Here is a 20,260-nt window from a genome sequence, read left to right on the forward strand (position 1 = left end):
CCCCCAAGAAAGGAAGCCCTCGGTGACCACGCAGAACCGCGGCTCGATCGCGAAGGTCGTCAGCGCCAGCCTGATCGGCACGACGATAGAGTGGTACGACTTCTTCCTCTACACCTCCGCCGCGGCGCTGGTGTTCGGCAAATTGTTCTTTCCCAGCAACGATCCGCTGACCGGCACGCTGCTCGCGTTCCTGACCTACGCGGTCGGTTTCCTCGCGCGGCCGGTCGGCGGGCTGGTGTTCGGGCACTTCGGCGACCGGGTCGGCCGCAAGAAACTGCTGGTGCTGAGCCTGTTGCTGATGGGCGGTTCGACCTGCGCGATGGGCATCCTCCCGACGTACGCCACCGTCGGTGTCCTGGCGCCGATCCTGCTGACGCTGCTGCGGCTGGTACAGGGTTTCGCGCTCGGCGGCGAATGGGGCGGCGCGGTGCTGATCGTCTCCGAACACGGCGACGACAAACGCCGCGGGTTCTGGGCGTCTTGGCCGCAGTGCGGTGCACCCGGCGGGAACCTGCTCGCGACGGCGGTCTTGGCGATCCTCGCCGGGACGCAGTCCGATGAAGCGTTCCTCAGCTGGGGCTGGCGGATCCCGTTCCTGCTTTCCGGTGTCCTCGTGGTGATCGGGCTGTGGATCCGGCTCGCGGTCAGCGAATCGCCGGTCTTCTTGGCAGCACAGGAGAAGAGCAAGCCCGAGCGCGCACCGGTGGTCGAGGTGTTCCGGAACAACTGGCGCGCGGTGCTGATCACGATCGGCTCGCGGATGGCGGAAAACGTTTCGTACTACGTGATCACGGCGTTCATTCTCGTTTACGTCACCACCGGGCTGGGTCTGCCGAAATCGGCCGGACTCAACGCGGTGCTCATCGGTTCCGCCGTGCATTTCGTGACGATTCCCTTGTGGGGCATTCTTTCCGACCGGATCGGCCGCCGACCGGTCTACCTGTTCGGCGCGATCGGCATGGCGGCGTGGAGTTTCGCGTTCTTCGCGATGCTCGACACGAAGAATCCCGGTGTCATCATTCTCGCGGCGACCGTCGGGCTGGTGCTGCACGGCGCGATGTACGGCCCGCAGGCCGCGTTCTTCTCCGAGCAGTTCCCGACGCGGGTCCGCTACACCGGCCTTTCGGTCGGCGGCCAGCTGTCGTCGATCGCGGCGGGGGCGGTGGCGCCGCTCATCGCGGTCGCGCTGTTCAAGGAGTTCGGCAGCACGATCCCGGTGTCGCTCTACGTGGTCGCGATGTGCGTGCTGACCGTGATCGCGCTGCTCGCCGCCCGCGAGACCAAGGGCGAGTCCCTGCACTCCGAAGTTCTCACGGAGCGCGGTCACGTGCCAGCATGACCGTTGTGGACGGTGCTGAGACGGCGACGCGGTTGCGCCGGCTGCTCGAACTGCTCGCCTCCGGGGCGGGCAGCGAGCAGCTGGCGCAGGTCCCTGTCGATCCGAAGGCCACCGAGCTGGCGCTGCGGATCCGGGACACCGTCGCCGAGCACCGGCGGCGCGAGGCGGAGCTGGCCGCGCTGTTCGACACGGCCAGCGACCTCGCCAGGCTGGACGATCCGGACGCCGTCCTCCGGTCGATCGTGCGGCGGGCGCGGGCGTTGCTCGGCGTGGACGTCTCGTATCTCAGCCTCAACGACGAATCCGAAGGCAAGACCTACGTCCGCGTGACCGACGGCTCGGTTTCCGCGCTGTTCCAGGACATCGTGCTGGGGATGGGCGAGGGACTCGGCGGGCTGGTCGCGCAGACCGCTCGGCCGTACGCGACGGCGGATTACTTCGACGACAAGCGGTTCCGCCATACGTCGTCGATCGACACCGGGGTGCTCGACGAGGGACTGACCGCGATCCTCGGGGTACCGCTGGCGATCGGCAGCAAGGTCATCGGGGTGCTGTTCGCCTCCGACCGCACCACGCGGGAGTTCTCGCCCGACGAGGTCGCGCTGCTGTCGTCGCTGGCCGACCACGCGGCGATCGCGCTGGACAACGCGCATCTGCTCGACGAGACGCGCCGCGCGGTCGCCGAACTGAACGCCGCCAACGCGACGATCAGCGCGCACAACGACGCGATGCGCCGTGCCGAAGACGCACACGACCGGCTGATGGATCTCGTGCTGCGCGGCGGCGATCTGGCCGAGGTCGCCGCCGCGGTCGCGGACGTGCTCGGCGGCGCCATCGCCGTCTACGACGCGGAAGGCGTTGTCCTGGCCCGCACCGGTGCGGTGCTGAGTCTCTCGCGTGCGGCGGTGTCGGCGTCCCGGGCGAGCGGCCGGGCAGTGTCCACAGAGGACGGTTGGTTGTGTGCAGTCCAGGCGGGCCAGGAATTCCTTGGCAGCCTGGTACTCGGCGGCGGGCCGTCGCTCGGCGAGGCCGATCGGCGGCTGTTCGAGCGGGCGGGCGTGGTCACCGCGGTGCTGTTGATGCAACGGCGTTCCGTCGCACGCGCCGAGGACGAAGTGCGCGGGGAGCTGCTGTCGGACCTGATCACCGCGCCTGGCCGTAACCCCTCCGCGCTACTGGCTCGCGGTCGCCGCCTGGGAGTCGACTTGTCGACACCGCACGCGGTGCTGATCGCGCATTCCGACGACGTCTCCCGGCGACGGCTGGCCGCGGCGGCCGTGCGGCACGCGGATCTGGTCGGTGTCCACGCCGACGAGGTCGTCCTGCTGGTCCGTGGCGCGGATCCCGGGGCACTGGCCAGATCCGTCGCCGCCGAACTGTCGTCCACAATGGACTGTCCGGTCACGGTTGGTGCGGCGGGCCCGGCGGCGTCGCCGCGGGAACTGGCCGTGGCGCACGCCGAAGCCGCGCGGTGCGTCGCGTCGTTGCTGGCACTCGGGCGGGCGGGGGAAGGCGCGAGCATGGCCGATCTCGGCTTCGTCGGGCTGCTCCTCGGCGAGCACGCCGACCTCGGTGCGTACGTGACCGCCACGATCGGCCCGGTGCTCGACTACGACGAACGCCGCGGCACGGATCTGATCGGCACCCTTCGCGCGTATTTCGCCTGCGGCGGCAACTTGACGCGGGCGAAAGAGCTGCTTCACGTGCACGTCAACACCGTCGTGCAGCGGCTGGACCGCATCGCGTCACTGCTGGGCGAGCAATGGCAGGCGCCCGAGCGCGCGCTGGAACTCCAACTGGCGCTCAGGCTGCACCGCCTCACCAGTGACCGAAACGGATGACCTCGTCGAAGCCGCGGCGAGCGACTTTGGTCGCCGAAGAGCCGGGCGAAGGTCCGGGTTCGGCACCGTGTCCGAGCGCCACGACGCCGATCGGATCGTGATCCGCGGGCACCCCGAACTCGCTGTGAAGCCGCTCCACGCTTTCCGGCGCGAGCCCGAAGAACACCGCGCCGAGGCCCTCGTCGACGGCCGTCTGAAGGATCAGCATGGTCGCCATCCCGGTGTCGACATCCCAGTACGGCACGCGCCACCACGAGTCGTCGCCCTCGGTGAAACCCTTGTCCGGCTTGGCGTACCGGTCCAGATAGGCGTTCTTGACCGAGAGCGGGACGATCGCGACCGGTGCCGTGGTCACGGTTTCCGGCGCCCAGCTCGCCCCGAACTCCCAGAACTTCGCCAGTTCCTCGCCGGTGAGGACGAGAAATCCTTGTCCCTGTGAGAAACCGGCAGAGGGACCCTTCAGCGCGTTGCGCAGGATGCGCCGCAGACTCTCTTCCGCGACGGGCTCATCGGTGAACTTCCGGACCATGCGACGGCGTCGTACGACGTCCTGGAATTCCATCCGATCAGCTTAGTACGCAAGTGGCCGCGAGGTCACCGCTCGCGCGCGGGATCGTCGCCGAAGCGGGCGGCTGGATGCCGTCGAGCCAGCCTTCGAGCGCGGTGAACGCCGTGCGGAAGCACGGGCCGATGGGCCGCAGCTTGTCCGGGTACGCGTCGTAGAGCCCGTCGACGTGGTTGCCGTCGACGATCCGGTAGTAGCGCTGTAGCTCCGCGCGGCCCTGCTCGGCGATCATCCGCTGGTAGACGTCGGAATCGCGGGTGATCGGCAGGAGGGTGTCGAGGGTGCCGTGCAGGGTGATCAGCGGTTTGCCGATCCGGCCGGTCAGCGAAATCCGTTCGACCGCGCGGTGCACCGACGGCGGGCGAGTGGCGTAGTCGTAGTCGGTTCCGGCGAACGCCGGGTCGAACTCGGCCTGGTAGATACGTTGAGTCAGGCCCCAGTAGACGTCGTTGTGGTACTGCCAAAGGAATTCCGAGCCCGGCGCGAAACCGGCGTCGAGGATTTGCTGGTGGGCTTGCGCGGAGCCGGCGACGTACGCGGGGTAGGCCTTGATCGCGGGCGGCAGGAAGGTGAACAGGTTCGGACCGTCTTCGTGCCAAAGCGCGCCCTCCCAATCGATGCCGCCGTCGTAGAGCCACGGCCGGTTCTCGAGCTGCCAGCGGACGAGGTAGCCGCCGTTCGACATCCCGGCCGCCAGCGTGCGGCTCGGCAGGCGTCCGTAGCGGTGCGCCACGGCGCCCTTCGCGGCGATGGTCAGCTGGGTGACCCGCGAGTTCCACTCGGCGAGCGCGTCACCGGGGCGACGTCCGTCGGTGTGGAAGCCGGCTCCGGTGTTGCCCTTGTCGGTGGCGGCGAACGCGTAGCCGGCGGCGAGCACCTGGTCGCCGATCGCGCGATCGTTCGCGTACTGCCGCCGCACGCCGGGTGACCCCGAGACGACGAGTCCGCCGTTCCAGCGATCGGGCAGCCGTAGCACGAATTGCGCGTCGTGGTTCCAGCCGTGCGTGGTGTTGGCCGTCGAGGTGTCCGGGAAGTAGCCGTCGATCTGGACGCCGGGAACCCCCTTGGGCGCGGGGAAACCGGCCGAGGTCAGCCCGGCCCAGTCGGCCTGGACCGTATGCCCGGTGGCCAGGGTTCCAGTGGTGGTCAGATCGTCCAAACAGGACAGTTGCTGTTTCGCGGCCCCGGGAACGCGCACGTTCCCGCAACCGCTTGCCGCCTGGGCGGGGGTGGCCAGGGCCAGCATCATCGCGAGGACCAGAATGAACCGCATCGGCCGACGATAAGCGCGGTCTTCCGAGGCCGGTACCCGGCGCGACCACACAAAACGGGTCGCGGCTGTGGTGGTCTGCCACGTGGAAATCCCGCGGGTGACGGTTTTAGCCTCGGGTGATGCGAAAACTCCTCATCGGCGCGGTGGTTTCGGCATTGACCCTTCTCTTTCCGGCTCCGGCACAGGCGGCGACGATCCGCCCGGTGACCGGGTTCGGGAGCAATCCCGGTGCGTTGCGGATGTTCGAGTACGTTCCCGACGGGCTGCCGTCCGGACGTCCGGCGGTGGTCGTGCTGCACGGCTGCGCCCAGGACGCGGCCGGCTACGCGCGCGGCTCCGGCTGGGTCGGGCTCGCGGACAAGCTGCGCTTCAAACTCGTTTTGCCGCAACAGGTTTCGGCGAACAACTTCAGCAAGTGCTTCAACTGGTTCCAGGCGGGCGACATCAAACGCGGGTCCGGGGAGGCCGAATCGATCGCGCAGATGACGCGATACGCGGCCGGAAGCCGGACGTACGTGACCGGCCTGTCGGCGGGTGGCGCGATGACCTCGGTGTTGCTCGCGACGTATCCGGAACTGTTCGCGGGCGGCGGCGTTGTCGCGGGACTGCCTTACGGCTGCGCGACCTCGATGATCGACGCGTACTCCTGCATGAACCCCGGCAAGGATCTGACCCCGGAACAGTGGGGTGACAAGGTGCGGGCCGTGGGCACGGGGCCGCGGTCGCCGGTCAGCGTCTGGCACGGGACCGCGGACTACACGGTCGCCCCGATGAACATGCGCGAGCTCGCCGAGCAGTGGACCGACGTCGGCGCCGCTGTCGACACGCACGCCGTCACCGGGATGGGGCACGGTCAGCCGATCGCGCCGGGATCCGGTTGCGGTCAGGCCGGGCCGTATCTGCTCGACGTCGGCGTGTGCGCCGCGGCAGAACTCGCGGCGAAGTGGCGGCTAAGCGAGGACGGCGTCCAGTAGCCCGGGGAACCGCGCGTGGACGTCCTCGGTCCGTAACTCGACCCAGCGGGTCCGGCCCTCGACGAACGTCGTCGTGAGGCCGGCCTCGCGTAAGACCTTCCAGTGATGGGAAAGCGTCGGCGCGCTGATCTCGACGTCGTACTCGGTGACGGCGCAGCTTCGCGGCGAAGGGTTGCTTCGCAGGGCGCGGATCAGCTCCAGGCGTACGGGATCCGCGAGCGCCTGGAGGACCGGCACGATCTCGATCTCCTCGGTCGCCGGCTGCGGCAGCGTGGTGCTCACTTCGCTCCAACTGTTTGACAGTCATCGAATAGTCCGGCCACTATACCTCCCATGACGATTCGACGATCATCTAATGATCGGCTCGCTCTGGGGGCTCTGCTGGTACTCGCCGTCGGGACGTTCACCGTCGGCACCGACGGGTTCGTCCTGAACGGGCTGCTGCCCACCATCGCCGCCGACCTGCGCGTTTCCGAAGCCGTCGCGGGCCAGCTGACCACGGTCTTCGCGGTGACCTACGCGGTTTCCTCACCGCTCATCGCGGCGTTCACCGGCAAGCTCGATCGGCGGTGGGTGCTCGGCGCGGGGATGGTGCTGTTCACGATCGGCATGGCCGGTCAGGCGCTCGGCGAGTCCTTCGCCGTGGTCGCCGTCGCACGCGTGCTGGCCGCCCTCGGCGCCGCCGCGTTCCAATCCAACGCCTACGTCCTCGCCGGGGCGCTGGCCTCGGACGAGCGCCGCGGCCGCGCTCTGGCCACCGTCTCCGCCGGGATGAGCGTCTCGATGGTGCTCGGCGTGCCGATCGGGGTGCTCGCCGGGAACTGGTTCGGCTGGCGCGCGGTCATGTGGGGGATCGGCGCGGTGGCGGTGGTGGTGACGCTGCTCGTGCCGCTGCTGCCCGGCGTCCGGATGCCGACGGTGACCCTGCGCGCCAGGCTCGCCGTCGTCGCGCGGCCGCCGATCGCGCGCGTGCTCGGCGTGAGCGTTCTCGGTACCGCTGCCGGCTTCGCGGCCTTCGTGTACCTGCCGGTGCTGATGGCGCCCGTGGCGGCGGGCGCGATGATCTCGTGGCTGCTCGTCGGCTTCGGGATCGGGCAGATCGCGGGCAACGCCTTCGCGGGCCGGGCGACCGACTCCCTCGGCTCCGCGCGCGTCCGCTCGATCTCGCTCGTCGGCACGGTCGCGACGCTGGCGCTGCTGGACGTCGCCGTGCTGAGCCTGCCCGGCGCACTGGTCTTCGCGCTGGCTTCGGGAGTGTTCGGCGGGATGCTGATGGTGCCGCAGCAGCACCGGCTGTTCTCGCTGGCGCCCGACGCGCCGACGGTCGCCATGGGGCTCAACGGTTCCGCGATCTACGCCGGCGGTGCCCTCGGCGCCGCGCTGGGTGGCGTCGTCCTGTCGTCGGCGGGCGTCTGGTGGGTCGGCCCCGTTGCCGCCTTCGTCGCTCTGCTCGCCTTCGCGCTTTCGGTCCCTTCGCGGAGGCCTGTGGTCCAGCCCGCCTGACCGAAAGTGATAGCAAGGGACCCTTGCTATCGTTAGCGTGGGTACGCTAAATATCGCGTGGCCGCTCGACTTTCCCTGTGCTGTGGTGTCCCCAATGTGGCATTGGGGACACCAGGGTCACCACAGGGTCATGCGAGCACGAAGGCATCCCGGCGACGGACACCCGTTCGCGTCGCGTAAGCGCGAAGCGTCGGGATGAACGGGTCTGTCCGCCGGTGACCACCCGGTCTCTCGGTCGCGAAGACCCGGGAGCCTGGGCGATCGGTTCAGCTCGCGCGCACCCGCAGGGAGTCGAGAGCCTTGCGTACGTGGCCATCGTTGGCCGCCAGCGCCTTCGCCGCGTTCGCGACATCCTCGCCGGACAGCAGATGGACCAGCGCGACCTTGAGGTCGCCGTCGGCCTCGGTGAGCGCGTCGGAGCAGTCCGCCATGCTCATGCCGGTGGCCTCGCGCAAGATCCGGATGGTCCGTCCGCGCAGCTTCGCGTTGGTCGCCCGCATGCTGACCATCAGGTTCGAGTAGGTGCGGCCGAGCTTGATCATCGTCGCGGTGGAGAACGCCGTGAGGATGATCTTCTGCGCCGTGCCCGCCTTCATCCGCGTCGACCCGGCGATCGCCTCGGGGCCGGTGTCCACCGCGATGAGGACATCGACCCCCGGCGGCGTCACCGCGGCCGGATTGCCCGAGACCAAAGCGGTCCGGGCGCCGCGACGGCTGGCCGCGGCCAGCGCGCCGAGGACGTAGGGCGTCCGGCCGGAAGCCGTCAGCCCGAGCACGAAGTCGCCGGGGGCGACCGACTCGGTCACCTCGGCGGCTCCGGCCTTCGCGTTGTCCTCGGCGTCTTCGACGGCTTGGCGCAGCGCGCGTGCGCCGCCCGCGTGATGCGCGATGAACCAATCGGAGGGCACGTTGAACGTCGGCACGAGCTCCGCCGCGTCCAACGTCGCCAGCCTGCCGGAGGTGCCGGCCCCGAAGTAGTGCACGCGGTTTCCCGACCGCAGCGCTTCCACGGCGAAGTCGACCGCCCGTGCCACCTGCGGCAGCACCGCGGCGACGGCTTCGGGGACCCGGCGATCCTCGGCGTTGATCGCGCCGAGGATCCCCATGGTCGACATCAGGTCGATGTCGGTCGTCCGTGGATTGCGCTGTTCGGTTGGCGAATCGACGTGCACCACCTGGCGTGGGACGGTCATCATGCGCCTCACTTTTTCGCTCATTTGCCGGTTTCCCGCGGCCGCCGCCTGCCGTCGGGCCGGACGCCCAGACGGTGCGAGCCAACCGCGTCCCTGGTCGCGTCGAGCGCGTTGACCGACGCGTCCATGTGCCGCTGCGCGACACCGATGAACAGGCAGTCGATGACGGTCAGCTGCGCGATGCGACTGGCGGTCGCACCCGAGCGGAACGTCGTCTCCCGTGCGGCCGTGGTCAGTACGTGGTCGGAGACCTCGGTGATCGGCGAACGCGGGAAGTTCGTCACGGCGACGGTGATCGCGCCGTGCTCGCGGGCCACGCGCAGCGCCTCGACGGTGTCCGTGGTCGCGCCCGTGTGGGAGATGCCGATCGCGACGTCTCCCGGGCTCAGCACGGCGGCCGAGGTGAGCATGATGTGCGTGTCCGACCAGGCGAAGCTGACCCGCCCGATGCGGTGCAGCTTCTGCTGCAGGTCCGCGGCCACGAACGCGCTCGCGCCCACGCCGTAGACGTCGACCCGGCCGGCGCCCGCCAAAACGTCGATCACCCGCTGTAGCGACGGGACGTCGAGCTGGTCGGCGGTCTCCTCCACGGCACGGGCGTCCGCGAAGCTCACCTTGCCGATCACCGCGGCCAGGTCGTCCTCCGGGCCGATCTCGCCGCCGAGGTTCCGGCTCGACCGGGCCTCCGTGCGGGCGGTGTCGGCCGCCAAGGCGATCCTGAGCTGCGGATATCCGCCGACACCGACGGCCTTGCAGAACCGCGTGACGGTGGTTTCGCTCGTGTTGGCCGCGAGCGCGACCTCGGTGATGCTGCGTCGTGCGACCGTCGCGGGGTCCTCGAGAACGACCTTCGCGACACGCTGTTCAGCCCGGGCGAGCCCGGGCAGGAGGGAGCGAATCCGGACAAGCGGGCTCGCGTCAGCGTCCCGTGTCGGCTGCGCCGGCACGGCCTCGGACGGTGCGGCCGCGATTACGGAATCGGTATCGCCCACCGTGGGAAAGTTACTAACCGTTGGCATCTGCGACAAGGCTACCCACACCCTTCGGGAAGATCGCAACCTATCCGTGTCTGCGGATTCGATTTGCGATTAATCGTTGACCAGAAAGTCGCTAACCAGGTCGAGGCCGTTAACGAGGTCGAGCTAACGACTTGGCAACTTAGTGTCGCGACGCAAGGGGCTGTGTCCCGGTCAACGGGGCAGGCAGGTCACCGCATCGGAACCGGCTGGTTACCTAGGGCTCAATTTCCAGCCGGTAGCGACGAAAGTAGGCGGATTATGCTCACTGTCCAGCAGTGTGCGGCCGCGTTCAGTGACTTTCACACCGTCCAAAGAAATTCCCCGTCCGGTGTAACGGGCATCGGTCGTGTAACGCCATCGGAGGGTGATTTGTGAGCTTTGCGACACCTCGGCGGCGACCCGCCACCAAGCCCGATGGCCGTGCCCGCCGAGTCCGGGTTGATCCCCGGCGGGAGCGCCTGGTCCGTTCGCACGCAGAGTAATCGTTTTCCAGGTGGCTCCGCCGTCGGTACTCGCTTCCAAGAAGAGCGAGTCCGAGGGTCCTTCGGTGTCCACGAAGGTGGCGAAGGAGACCTTCAGCGGCCCGCCACGGGTCTGTAGCGGCGGGGTCGTGAGCGTGGCCGTCGAGACGTCTCCGGCGCCGCTGAACCACGCCTCACGGCCGTGCGCCGGGCGGACCGCCATCGCCTTCGCGAGCGAACTCGCCCACGCTTCCCTGGCGAGGTTGATCGAGCCCCAGCTCCGGGTCGGGTGCACGCGGTTGGTGAGCAGGATCGCGAACGACCTCGACAGCGGGTCGATCACCAGCGAGGTCCCGGTGAACCCGGTGTGGCCCGCCGTCGAGGGCGCCGACAGCGCGCCCATGTACCAGGGCTGGTCGAGTTCGAAACCGAGCCCGTGGGAGTTGTCGGGGAACTTGTGGTTGTAGTTCGTCAGCATCGCCTGGACGGTTTCCGGACGCAGGATCCGCTGACCGCGGTACGCGCCGCCGTTGAGGATCGTCTGCGCCAGCACGGCCATGTCCGGCGCGGTGGAGAAGACGCCCGCGTGCCCGGCGACGCCGCCCAGCGACCAGGCGTTCTCGTCGTGGACTTCGCCGCGTACGAGCCCTCGAGGCGGCTTCGCGGCGTACTCGGTCGCCGCGACCCTGGCGAGTTTCGACACCGGCGGGTTGTATCCGGTGTCGGCCAGGCCCAGCGGGCCGGCGATGCGGTCCTGGACCACCTTGTCCAGCGGTGCCCCGGCCAGCTTTTCGACCAGGAAGCCGAGCGTCAGCAGGTTGATGTCGGAGTACAGGTACGTGCTGCCGGGCGCGTTCTTCAGCGGGCTGTCGAGGACGGCCTTCCGGCGCGACGGGATGTCCGGGTAGCCCTCCCACAGCGACGGGAGCGGTGTCGCGGCGAAGCCCGAGACGTGCGTGAGCAGCTGCTGGACGGTGACGGCCTCTTTGCCGTTCACCCCGAACTCCGGCAGGTACCGCACCACCGGCGCCGAGATGTCCAGCTTGCCCGTCTCGGCCAGCTGCATCACCGCGATGGAGGTGAACAGCTTCGAGATCGAGGCCATGTCGAAGATGGTGTCCGCGCGCATCGGCACCTGCTGCTCCGGTGGCAGCTCTGTGCCCTTCGCGTCGGCGTAGCGGACAGCGCCGCCGACGGCCTGGCGCTCGACGACCACGCCGTCGTGCGCGAGCAGGCCGACCGCTCCGGAGAAGTGGGGATGCCCGGTGGCGTCCGGCTTCGTCCAGCTCTCGATGAACTGCTCGGCCGCCTTGATCGGCGCCGGATCGAGGCCGACCTCGGAGGGCGCGCCGTCGCGCAGGACGGTGGACGCGGGCGCGAAGCCTTCACGCGGCTTGTCGAACCGGCCCGCCGCGCGGTCCGCCTGTTCTCCGTTACCCGGAATCGCCTGTGCTCCCGCCGTCGACAGCGTGGTCGCCGCGACCAGGACGGAAACAGCCGCGATCAGGATCTTCCTAACACGCAAGGTCGTTCCCCTCAGCGATAGATGAGATGGCGACGGCGTTTCCGGTCGAACTCGGCCAGTTCGGCCTGCCAGGACCCGACGATCTCGTCCGGCCCGGCGCCCTTGTCGATCATCGTGCGCAACCTGTCGGAACCCGAGAGCTTGTCGAGGAAGTTGTCGGGCCGCCACTTGAACTTGTCCGGGTGCACCTGTTTCGCGGTGACGAACATGGTGACCGCGGTGCGGATGGCGTCGAACGCGCGCGGGTCCGTGATGGTCACCTGCACGCCGCCGCAAGGCTCGTTGACGAACTTGCCGAACGTCGGCACGAAGTACGCCTCACGGAATTTCACGCCGGGAAGCCGCAGCTCGCCGAGCTTTTCGCGCCAGCGCCAGTCGAGGCCGGGCGCGCCGATGATCTCGAACGGCCTCGTTGTGCCGCGGCCTTCGGAGAACACGGTGCCCTCGAACATCCCGGTGCCGGGATAGACGAGCGCGGTGTCCGGCGTCGGCATGTTCGGGCTCGGCGGGACCCAGGTCAGTCCGGTGCGGTCGAAGAGCTGATCACGCCGCCAGTCGCGCACTTCGACGATTTCGAGCTTGCCCGGCGTGACGCCCTCGGCAGGCAGGAATTCGGCCGCGAAGAACCGCGCGAGTTCGCCGACGGTCATGCCGTGCTGCTGCACGATCGGCTTCCGGCCGACACCCGAGGCGAACGCCGGGTTCAGCATCGGCCCGGCGGCCCTGCCGCCCAGCGGGTTCGGCCGGTCCAGCACGACGATCGCCGCGCCGACCTTCGCCGCCGCGACCATCGCCGTGTACAGCGACCAGATGTAGGTGTAGAACCGCGCGCCGACATCGGCGATGTCGAAGACGACGGTGTCCACACCCGCCTTCGTGAACATCCCGGCGAGCTTCGTCGCGTCGGCGCCGTACGCGTCGTACACCGGCACGCCGGTGCGCGGATCGGTGTAGTCGCCTTCGGAGCCGCCCGCCTGCGCGCTGCCGCGGAAACCGTGTTCCGGCCCGAACGCGGCGAGCGGCCGGACCCCGGCGGCGACCATCGAGTCGACGATGTGGTCGCCGCTCGCCAGCACACCCGTCGGATTCGACAGCACTCCGAGCTTCCGGCCGGACAGCGGTGCCCAGCCCTTGGCGGCGAGCACGTCCGCTCCGGTGCGGGTGAGCGGGGGACCTTTGCTCTCGCTTTCCGGCTGCGCCCGCGCGACCGAGGAGCCGGCCGTCAGCGCCGGGACCGCGAGCGCACCGGTGGCGAGGAAGTGGCGGCGGTTGAGGTTCACCAGGTCAGCCCGTGGCCGAAGGGGTATTTCACCGTGCCGACGTCCTTGCCCGCGGGGACGTCCACCGGCAGCTTGCCCTGCGGCTTCACCTTCCCGAGGATCACCTTCGCCAGCGCTTCGAGCGAAGGCGAGATGTAGCCGTACGTGGCGAGCCACGTCTTGATCGGGTTCTCGTAACCGGCGTCGTAGGGGATCTGGGCGGCGACCGCGACGACGGGTTTCCCGGTGTCGGCCAGCGCCTGCAACAGCTTGCCCTGCAACGGATACGTGCCGACGTTGTTGGTCAGCACGACGACGAGGTCGACGTTCTTCGCCGCCGCGACGGCCTGCGCGATCTGCGCGTCGGTCGGTGTCTGGCCGGTCTGCAACGCCGTCGCCTGCGTGCCGTGCGCGGTGAGCTTCGCGGCCAGTGACGTCGTCGTGCTCACGCCCCAGCCGGTCACGAGCGTCTTCGCGGGCTGCTGCTTGAGCGGCAGGACGCCGCCGTCGTTGCGGATCGCGGTGACCGACCGGTCGGCGATGCCCTGCGCGGTCGCGAGGTTGGCCGGGGTGCCGACCTTCGACATCACCTTGGCCGGGTCGACGAACGGCGAGGTCAGGATGCCCCGGTTCAGCTTGAGCTTGAGCACCCGGAGGACGCTCTCGTCGATGCGCTGCTCGGTCAGCTCACCCTTGCGGACGGCGTCGAGCACCGAGTTGATCGCGAGTTCGAGGTTCACCGGCATGAGCAGCTGGTCGATGCCCGCCTTCAGTGCCAGCACCGGGATCTCCGCGTCGCTGTGCATCTCGCGCACGGCGTCCATCGAGAGCGAGTCGGTGACGACGACACCGCGGTAACCGAGCTCCTCGCGCAGCTTGCCGGTGAGGATCGGCTTCGACAGCGTCGCGGGCTCGCCCGACGGGTCGAGGCTCGGGAACTGGATGTGCGCGCTCATGATCGAGTCGATGCCGGCCTTGATCGCGGCCTTGAACGGCGGCACGTCGGTCTCGCGCCAGCTGGCCTCACTCCGGTCGATCCTGGGCAGCTCGTGGTGACTGTCGGTGGCGGCGTCGCCGTGGCCGGGGAAGTGCTTCGCGGCGGCGGACACCGTCTCGGAGCGCCGCCCGGAGTTCTGGAAGCCCCTGACCTGGGCCGCGACGAACTCGCTTGCAAGGTCCGGGCGGCCGGAGAAGGAACGGACACCGATCACCGGGTTCGCCGGGTTCGAGTTCACGTCGGCGTCAGGGGCGAAGTCCTGGTTGATGCCGACGGCGCGCAGTTCGTGCCCGAGAATCCGGGCGGCCTCCTGCGCGGCCTTGGTGTCCCGGCCCGCCGAGATCGCCATCGCGTTCGGCAGTTCGGTGGCGGGGGCACCCATCCGGGTGACCGTGCCGCCTTCCTGGTCGGTCGCGATCTGCAGCGGGATGTGGGCGCCGCTGCGGAGAGCGGTCCGCTGGAGCCCGTTCGACAGCTTCGCGACCTGTACTGGATCGTCGAAGTTGTCGCGGCTGTCGTTGTTGAAGTAGATGACGCCGCCCAGGTGGTACTTCTCGATCACCTGCGCGGGGGTGTCCACACCGAAGTCGGCCTTGTTCTTGGCGTTGACCTCGTCGGCGGACTTCCCGTTCACCCAGGTGACGAACAGCTGCCCGACCTTCTGCTCCAGGGTCAATCCGCGCAGCGTCCGCTGCGCCTCCACGTCCGCCGTCACCGGCTGCGCGGTCGCCGGAACGGCCGTGACGGCGAGGGTGAGCAGACCCGCGAGGGGCACGGCGAGCGCATGGATCCTCCGATGACGGGCGTGCGCGGTTCGGGTCGTCACCTCAAAGCCTCCCAGATTCGTGCCTGACTCTCAGGTGGAAAGAAGTCCACCTGGAAGCACTGATATCCGGAAGCTACCCACGAGCACTTTGCTTGTCCATCGGCCACCCCCGCGATCGGTCCGTTCATACACAAAGGGACGCGAACGGGCCTGTCACGCTTGAAAACAGGGCTAAAACACTGGCGGCGCCCGTCGGCCGAAGCCGGCGGGCGCCGCCAATCAGTGCGGGCAACTCGGGCGACCAAGCGTGCAACTCTGGTCGTACCTTCATGGACTCGGCGTCCGGCGTCCCGGTACGCAGTCCCTAGACGACGAGCCTCCCGCGGCGCGCTGCGCGTGGGTACCCGGTGTCCGCACACGGAGATTCGCCGGGGTGGAACAGGCTTCTCTTCTACCTGTTCCCTGGCCGACCGAACGTCCGCACCTACTTTCTACGCCGTGAGCCGGGTCACTTCAAGTGCGCAGACGGGTGCACCGGTACAGAGGCTCGATCTAGTGACACGGGCACCCTCCGCGACGGACAATTCGCGGCCCTGGCTGCGAAAACCGGTTCGGTACCGCCGTGTGGGTGTGCGCTCAGCGGGTGCGTTTGCGCCGGTTGTAGCCGTACCAGGTGGCCCCGGCGGCGAAGGCGCCGAGCGCCACCAGCCCCGCCGACCGCGCCGGGATCCGGGTCCGCAGCGACATCGGGTGCTCGAAGGCGAGGATCTCCCAGCCCTGCTCGGTCGCGTGCTTGCGCAGGACGCGGTCGGGGTTGACCGCGTGCGGCCGTCCGACGACTTCGAGTAGCGGGATGTCGGTGCTCGAGTCGGTGTACGCGTGGCACTGGGTGAGGTCGTAGCCGTACGTCGTCGCGAGTTGCTTCGCGGCGACGGCCTTGTTCTCGCCGTAGCAGTAGAAATCGACTTCGCCCGAGTAGCGACCGTCCACGATCTGCATCCGCGTGGCCACGCTGCGCGTCGCGCCGAGCATTTCGGCGACCGGTGCGACGACTTCCTCGCCGGTCGCCGACAACACGACGACGTCGTGCCCGTCCGCGCGATGCGAGGAGATCAGTTCCGCGGCCTCCGCGTAGACGAGCGGGTCGACGACGTCGTGCAACGTCTCGCGGACGATGGCGGACACCTGGGCGACGTCCCATCCGGCGCACAGCGCGGAAACCTCGGCCCGCATCCGCTCGGTCTTCGCCGCGTCCGCGCCCGCGAGGGAGAAGACGAGCTGGGCGTACGCGCTGCGAAGCGCGGCTCGGCGGTTGATCAGGCCTTCGCGCAGAAGAGGCTTGCTGAAGGCCAGTGCGCTCGAGGAGGCGATGATCGTTTTGTCGAGATCGAAGAACGCCGCGACCGTGCTGGGCGTCGTGCTGGGTCGGTCCACCCGCCAAGGATAGGAGAGCCGGACACCGGCCCGCCCGTTGGTCGACCACGGCCGGGATACCGCGGTGGAAAATTCACGACCGCGCATGGGATCCGGCGCGTCGTGCCGTTATCGAATTGTGGGTACCGGCGTCGCCCGCAACGGGGCGGTATCGGAGTTACAGTGAGATTGTCCGGTGTAGCACCGGGCCCTGGTTCAGTCCGACCCCCCGGGGCTGAACCCCAGGCGGCCCTCGTCCCTCCCCCCTGGCGAGGGCCGCCCTCTAACTTCCCGCCCTGCCAATGGTTCAGACCTTGTCGGTCGCGGAAATCCCTTCAGGACAAGGCCGAATCGGACGAAGTTCGTTAACTTTCTTTTCTCTCAACGGTTTCCGTGCGCGGTTTCGTCGAGGAACAGGATGGGATGAAAGCCGGGAAGTATGCCGGAAGGGACCGACGAAAGCGCCGGGAAAACGATCTCTCGCCGCGGAGTTGTCCACAACACCCCGGTTGTCCACAGGCGGGACGGAACGGCGTTGTGCGCGGACGGAAGCGGCGCGACCGTGGAGTCACAACCCGAGTCCGACCGATCACTGGGGGAGCCATGACCGAAGAACATCCACTCGTCGTCGCCGGAGACGACATCCTGCTCGACGAGATCCTGCGCGTGGCGGCTGCCGCGGGCTGCGAGGTCGAACGAGCACCGGATCTGGACGCCGCACGCGGGAGATGGGCCCGCGCGCCGCTCGTGGTGCTCGACGAGGAGGCCGCGAGCACACCGAATCGCCTGCTGCGACGGAACAAGGTCCTGCTCGTCTGCAAGGGCGCGCCGACCCCGGTGACGTGGGAGCGTGCCTTCAACACCGGTTCGGAGAAGGTCCTTTCGCTGCCGGACGAGGAAAGCGACCTCATCGGCGAGTTCGCCGACGTCGTCGACGGGCCCGCGCGGGACGACGGCGTCGTCATCGGGATCATCGGCGGGCGGGGCGGAGCCGGTGCTTCCGTACTGGCGGCCGCCGTCGCGTACCGGGCGGAGAAGTCCGGCAGCGGCGGCCTGCTCGTCGACTGCGACCCGCTCGGCGGCGGGGTCGACGTCCTCCTCGCCGCCGAACGCGATCGCGGGCCGCGCTGGCCGGAGCTCGACCTCGGTGGCAGGGTGTCGATGACCGCGTTGAGCGAAGCCCTGCCACGAAAGAAATACGCGACCGGCTCACTGTCCTTTGTGTCCTACGGCAGGGAAGGACGCGGCCCCGGTCCGGACGCGATCGAGGGCGTGTTGTGCGCCGGGCGGAGGGCCGGGCGGACGGTCGTCTGCGATCTGCCGAGGTATTTCGGCACCGAAACGTCCGCCGTGATCGGGCTGGCCGATCTGGTCGTGGTCGTCGTCCCCGCGGAACTCCGAGCCTGCGCGGCGGCGAAACAGGTCATCGCCAGGCTCGAACCCCACGCGACACGGATCGGTGTCGCGGTCCGGGGCCCGTCGCCCGCCGGGCTGATCCCGCAAGAGATCGCCGACGCCGTCGGTGTCCCGCTCATCACGTCGATGGGTCGCGAGCGATCCCTTTCGGCGGCCCTCGATCGAGGCGAGTTTCTTTTGAAGCCTCGTGGACACCTGGCGACGGCCGCCACCGAAGTCCTCGCGGCCGCACGCGGAAACCTGGCCGGTGCCTCGCGATGACCGACGATCTGGTCGAGCGGGTCCGGCGGCGGCTGGCCGGATCGGCCGTCCCGGCGGACCCGGTGAGCGTCGCGCGGGCGGTCCGCGCCGAAGCAGGCGGGGCGCTCGGTCAGGACGCCGTCCTCGGCGCGGTCCGGCTGGCCCGCGACGAGTTCGTCGGCGTCGGCCCGCTCGCGCCGCTTCTCGAAAAGCCCGGCGTCACCGACATTCTCGTCACCGCCCCCGATGAGGTCTGGGCCGACATCGGTGAAGGTCCCAAAGAGACAGAAGTTCGCTTCACCGACGAGGAAGCGGTCCGCAGGCTGGCCCAGCGGCTCGCCCTCGCCGGTGGACGGCGGCTGGACGACGCGCAACCGTTCGCCGACTGCTGGCTGCCGGGAGCGGGACCGCGACGCCGGATCAGGATGCACGCGGTCCTCCCGCCGATCGCGCCCGCCGGGACTTCCCTTTCGCTCCGCATTCTCCGGCCCGCCAGTCATGATCTCGCCGAACTCCGGTTGCGCGGGGTGTTCGGCACCAGCGGTGCGGACCTGCTCGATTCGGTCATCCAGCGACGGCTCGCGTTCCTGGTGTCCGGCGGGACGGGGGCGGGCAAGACGACCCTGCTCTCCGCGCTGCTCGGCGCGGTGCCCCCGGGCGAACGCATCGTCTGCGTCGAGGACGCCGGCGAACTGCAACCGGATCATCCGCAGTTCGTCAGCCTGATCGCCCGCCCGGCCAACGTCGAGGGCGCGGGAGAGATCAGTCTCGGTGAGCTGGTGCGGCAGGCATTGCGCATGCGCCCGGACCGCCTGGTCGTCGGCGAGGTGCGTGGCGCCGAGGTTTGCGCGCTGCTCAACGCGATGAACACCGGGCACGAGGGCGGAGGCTGCACCGTGCACGCCAATTCACCGATGGAGGTCCCGGCCCGGATGGAGGCGCTGGCTTCGCTCGGCGGGCTCAAACGGGACGCCCTGCACAGCCAGCTGGCGGCCGCGGTGCGGGTGGTGCTGCACATGCGCCGCCTGCCGGGCGGGATCCGGCGGCTGGACGAGGTCGGCGTCCTCCGGTCGTTCCGAGGCGAGGCCAAGGTCGTCCCGATCTGGAGCAAGGGCAACTGGATCGGCGACGAGACCCCGTTCGAGGAGATGGCGGCATGAACCCCTGGTTCCTCCTGTCCTGCGGCGCGGGAGTGGCCTGCTGGCCGAGACCCGTGGCGGGCACGCCGTTCGCCTGGCGGCCGCCCCGAGCCGTCCGCGTGGGCTGGTGGCCGCTGCCCGCGTTGCTCGTCCTGCCGCTGCTCGGGATCGGCTGGGCGGTGGCGACGCTCGTGGTGACCTTGACCGTCCGTCAGGAGCACCGATGGCGGGCACGGGCGAAGGCGGCGCTGGCCGAAGCAGAACTCACCGCCTCCGTGCTGCGGACGATGATCGGCGAACTCCGGGCGGGTGCCCATCCGGTGGCGGCGATCGAAGCCACCGCGGAGGCGATGCCCGCGGCGTCCGAACGGTTGCGCGGACTCGGCGCGGCCGCCCGGCTCGGTGGCGAGACCGCCGATCCGGACGCGCCACCGGCGCTGGTGAACGCCTGGACCCTCGCGAACCGGTTCGGGCTTCCGATGGCCGACGTGCTCGACGCCGCACGACGGGATGCCGAGGCGGAGATCGGCTTCCGGCGCCGTCTCAAAGCCAAGATGGCCGGCCCCCGGGCGAGCGCCGCCGTACTCGCCCTCCTCCCGCTGGTGTGCCTGCCGCTCGGCGAGGCGATGGGGGCGAGTCCGGTCGCCGTCCTCACCGGGACGGGTGCCGGTCAGTTCCTGCTCGTCGTCGGCAGCGGGCTGCTCTGGACAGGCACGGCCTGGTGCCGGGCACTCACCGGGCGGGTGGCGCCGTGCTGACCGGAGCGGCGTTGATCCTGCTGGGCGGTGCCGTCTTCTCGTGGCCGCACGTCGCTGCCCGGACCGTCGCGCGGCCAGGACGTCTCCTCGCCTGGCTCCGGGAACGGTCGTCCCGGGACAAAGGCGTCTCCGAACTCCTCCGGTCCGCCGCCACGCTCGACCTGCTGGCCGCCTGCCTGGCGGGCGGGCTGCCGGTGCCCGTCGCGCTCGAGGCCGTCGTACCGGCAGCGTCACCGAAGACCGCGGCGGCGCTGCGTTCGGTGGCGGCGCACCTCGCCGTGGGTGTCGGACCGGCGGAAGCCTGGGCACCGATCCGCGATCGGCCCGGCCTGACCGAACTGTCCGTCGCCGCCGTCCGCACGGCGAGAGCGGGCACCGCGCTCGCGACCCACGCGAAGGACCTCGCGCGAAGACTGCGCGAATCGCTCTCCGCCGAGGCCGAGGAGCGCGCCGAACGGGCCGGAGTGCTGCTCGCGGCCCCGATCGGCCTCTGCTTCCTCCCCGCGTTCCTCTGCCTCGGCGTCCTGCCCGTCGTGCTCGGCCTCGCCGGTCGTCTCGGCGGCCCCCTCTAAGAGCCGG

General features: G+C 69.6%; 17 protein-coding genes. 8 read left to right on the top strand and 9 right to left on the bottom strand.

The window, feature by feature from the left end; translation table 11 throughout:
* Window positions 1-22: 22 nt before the first annotated feature.
* Together ACLJO0_RS03945 and ACLJO0_RS03950 are read left to right on the top strand one after the other, a co-directional pair.
* Complete coding sequence (locus ACLJO0_RS03945; protein WP_410576574.1) at window positions 23-1,339, top strand: MFS transporter; 1,317 nt, start codon at window positions 23-25, stop codon at window positions 1,337-1,339.
* The gene (locus ACLJO0_RS03950; RefSeq protein WP_410576575.1) at window positions 1,336-3,180 is read left to right on the top strand and encodes a helix-turn-helix domain-containing protein; all 1,845 of its coding nucleotides are present in this window, start codon (window positions 1,336-1,338) and stop codon (window positions 3,178-3,180) included. Before ACLJO0_RS03945 ends, ACLJO0_RS03950 begins: the two co-directional genes overlap by 4 nt.
* Here ACLJO0_RS03950 and ACLJO0_RS03955 read toward each other — a convergent pair.
* Together ACLJO0_RS03955 and ACLJO0_RS03960 are read right to left on the bottom strand one after the other, a co-directional pair.
* On the bottom strand, window positions 3,158-3,742 hold the full coding sequence (locus ACLJO0_RS03955; RefSeq protein WP_410576576.1) for a nitroreductase family protein: 585 nt from the start codon (window positions 3,740-3,742) through the stop codon (window positions 3,158-3,160). The genes ACLJO0_RS03950 and ACLJO0_RS03955 overlap by 23 nt on opposite strands.
* 4 nt (window positions 3,743-3,746) lie before the next feature.
* A complete protein-coding gene (locus ACLJO0_RS03960) occupies window positions 3,747-5,018 on the bottom strand; it encodes a tannase/feruloyl esterase family alpha/beta hydrolase (protein WP_410576577.1) in 1,272 nt (423 codons plus the stop codon).
* 119 nt (window positions 5,019-5,137) lie between these two features.
* Between ACLJO0_RS03960 and ACLJO0_RS03965 the strand changes: the two genes are divergently transcribed.
* Window positions 5,138-5,992: an alpha/beta hydrolase family esterase gene (locus ACLJO0_RS03965; protein WP_410576578.1), complete on the top strand. Its 855-nt coding sequence runs from the start codon at window positions 5,138-5,140 to the stop codon at window positions 5,990-5,992.
* Here ACLJO0_RS03965 and ACLJO0_RS03970 read toward each other — a convergent pair.
* The gene (locus ACLJO0_RS03970; RefSeq protein WP_410576579.1) at window positions 5,969-6,274 is read right to left on the bottom strand and encodes an ArsR/SmtB family transcription factor; all 306 of its coding nucleotides are present in this window, start codon (window positions 6,272-6,274) and stop codon (window positions 5,969-5,971) included. The genes ACLJO0_RS03965 and ACLJO0_RS03970 overlap by 24 nt on opposite strands.
* Window positions 6,275-6,325: 51 nt before the next feature.
* Between ACLJO0_RS03970 and ACLJO0_RS03975 the strand changes: the two genes are divergently transcribed.
* Window positions 6,326-7,495 (top strand): MFS transporter, encoded by a 1,170-nt coding sequence (locus ACLJO0_RS03975; protein WP_410576580.1) that lies wholly within the window; start codon window positions 6,326-6,328, stop codon window positions 7,493-7,495.
* 266 nt (window positions 7,496-7,761) lie between these two features.
* On the opposite strand, the gene ACLJO0_RS03980 is transcribed toward ACLJO0_RS03975, so the two are convergent.
* The 6 genes from ACLJO0_RS03980 to ACLJO0_RS04005 all read right to left on the bottom strand — a co-directional run bounded on the left by ACLJO0_RS03980 (window position 7,762) and on the right by ACLJO0_RS04005 (window position 16,149).
* A complete protein-coding gene (locus tag ACLJO0_RS03980; RefSeq protein WP_125791154.1) occupies window positions 7,762-8,691 on the bottom strand; it encodes an N-acetylmuramic acid 6-phosphate etherase in 930 nt (309 codons plus the stop codon).
* Window positions 8,692-8,708: 17 nt separating this feature from the next.
* The gene (locus ACLJO0_RS03985) at window positions 8,709-9,707 is read right to left on the bottom strand and encodes a MurR/RpiR family transcriptional regulator (protein WP_370307155.1); all 999 of its coding nucleotides are present in this window, start codon (window positions 9,705-9,707) and stop codon (window positions 8,709-8,711) included.
* Window positions 9,708-9,917: 210 nt separating this feature from the next.
* Entirely contained in the window at window positions 9,918-11,693 is a 1,776-nt protein-coding gene (locus ACLJO0_RS03990; protein ID WP_410576581.1) for a serine hydrolase, read from the bottom strand.
* A gap of 11 nt (window positions 11,694-11,704) precedes the next feature.
* The gene (locus ACLJO0_RS03995; protein WP_410576582.1) at window positions 11,705-12,973 is read right to left on the bottom strand and encodes an exo-beta-N-acetylmuramidase NamZ domain-containing protein; all 1,269 of its coding nucleotides are present in this window, start codon (window positions 12,971-12,973) and stop codon (window positions 11,705-11,707) included.
* Window positions 12,970-14,775: a glycoside hydrolase family 3 protein gene (locus tag ACLJO0_RS04000; RefSeq protein ID WP_410576583.1), complete on the bottom strand. Its 1,806-nt coding sequence runs from the start codon at window positions 14,773-14,775 to the stop codon at window positions 12,970-12,972. The genes ACLJO0_RS03995 and ACLJO0_RS04000 overlap by 4 nt, the downstream gene beginning before the upstream one ends.
* A gap of 576 nt (window positions 14,776-15,351) precedes the next feature.
* The gene (locus ACLJO0_RS04005; RefSeq protein ID WP_125791158.1) at window positions 15,352-16,149 is read right to left on the bottom strand and encodes an HAD family hydrolase; all 798 of its coding nucleotides are present in this window, start codon (window positions 16,147-16,149) and stop codon (window positions 15,352-15,354) included.
* Window positions 16,150-16,731: 582 nt separating this feature from the next.
* Between ACLJO0_RS04005 and ssd the strand changes: the two genes are divergently transcribed.
* From ssd to ACLJO0_RS04025, 4 genes are read left to right on the top strand one after another with little or no spacing between them, the layout of a single operon-like run.
* A complete protein-coding gene (ssd, locus tag ACLJO0_RS04010; protein ID WP_410576584.1) occupies window positions 16,732-17,805 on the top strand; it encodes a septum site-determining protein Ssd in 1,074 nt (357 codons plus the stop codon).
* Complete coding sequence (locus tag ACLJO0_RS04015) at window positions 17,802-18,944, top strand: TadA family conjugal transfer-associated ATPase (RefSeq protein ID WP_125791160.1); 1,143 nt, start codon at window positions 17,802-17,804, stop codon at window positions 18,942-18,944. Before ssd ends, ACLJO0_RS04015 begins: the two co-directional genes overlap by 4 nt.
* Window positions 18,941-19,681 (top strand): type II secretion system F family protein, encoded by a 741-nt coding sequence (locus ACLJO0_RS04020; protein ID WP_410576585.1) that lies wholly within the window; start codon window positions 18,941-18,943, stop codon window positions 19,679-19,681. The genes ACLJO0_RS04015 and ACLJO0_RS04020 overlap by 4 nt, the downstream gene beginning before the upstream one ends.
* Complete coding sequence (locus ACLJO0_RS04025) at window positions 19,675-20,253, top strand: type II secretion system F family protein (protein WP_410576586.1); 579 nt, start codon at window positions 19,675-19,677, stop codon at window positions 20,251-20,253. Before ACLJO0_RS04020 ends, ACLJO0_RS04025 begins: the two co-directional genes overlap by 7 nt.
* The last annotated feature ends 7 nt before the right edge of the window (window positions 20,254-20,260 follow it).

The sequence above is a fragment of the Amycolatopsis sp. lyj-108 genome, assembly GCF_046549005.1.
In the GTDB taxonomy this organism is placed as follows: domain Bacteria; phylum Actinomycetota; class Actinomycetes; order Mycobacteriales; family Pseudonocardiaceae; genus Amycolatopsis.